General features: G+C 52.1%; 1 pseudogene. It reads right to left on the bottom strand.

What is annotated here, in order from left to right:
- Positions 1–75: 75 nt before the first annotated feature.
- Positions 76–474 (bottom strand): annotated as a pseudogene (locus Pmgp_RS20455) (group II intron maturase-specific domain-containing protein).
- Between the last annotated feature and the right edge of the window lie 419 nt (positions 475–893).

The raw sequence follows: 893 nt of genomic DNA, 5'->3' as shown, positions 1-893 counted from the left end.
TTCCTGTCTACGCTTCGCGATGCATGTTACCACACACCACGCAAGACTCGGTACTTAACTGCTGGTTAGGCTTTATCAAGGCGACCATTTCAGGTCGCATGTGCTCCTTGAACTTGCAAGGCGCAACCCTCTCAGAACCGGACTTGAACCTCTCAGCTCATCCGGCTCCCATNATCCANCCGNAGGANANATCCCCATTTGCCAGTGNANNAACANNTTCGGTTCNCGTCTGGCNATCTTNCCGAGCCAATNNGTCGCTCGCCGCTGATGTCCGGCAAGCTTCTTGTACTTTTTCCTCGCCCATATTACCAAGGCTCGGTCCATATGCCTGAGTACTTTGTAGAGTTCCGTTTTGTAAAAGCGTCCGTAATAGTTAACCCATCCCCTGATTACCGGATTGAACATCCGTGATAGGTCTTCCAGGGTCTTGTCTGGCTTAAGGTGCATACGCCACCCCCGAATAGTCTGCCGCATGGCCTTTTTCGCCTTATTGCTAACTGCCGGAGTGAAGTTGATGAAGTACTTCCCGTATTTGCTCTTGGATCTCCGAGGTCGGAAGGTGTAGCCCAGAAAGTCAAATTTGGTTTCCAGGTAATTGCCCCGCCGGTCGTCATCCTTGCAGTAAATAATGCGGGTCTTATCTGGATGAATTTCCAGTCCGCATTCCGCAAAGCGCTCCTTTAGGCTTTCGTGAAGTTCTTCGGCCGCTTTTAAATTGCGGCAGTGGACCACTCGGTGAGTAGCCCCGGGGAATTTCACCCCGAGGTCCGGGTAGAAGGGCCACCATTTGGTGGCCCAACCCCCACGGAACCCGGCGTGCGGATTTCCCGCACCGGGCTCTTCAGAAATTGGCTCACAGCATTGCGTATGCTTTTAATTCCGTATATGGTATT

The sequence above is a fragment of the Pelotomaculum propionicicum genome (assembly GCF_004369225.1).
GTDB lineage: Bacteria > Bacillota > Desulfotomaculia > Desulfotomaculales > Pelotomaculaceae > Pelotomaculum_B > Pelotomaculum_B propionicicum.
The sequence above is the reverse complement of the archived record's forward strand: the minus strand, read 5'-3'. Positions and strand labels throughout refer to the sequence as shown.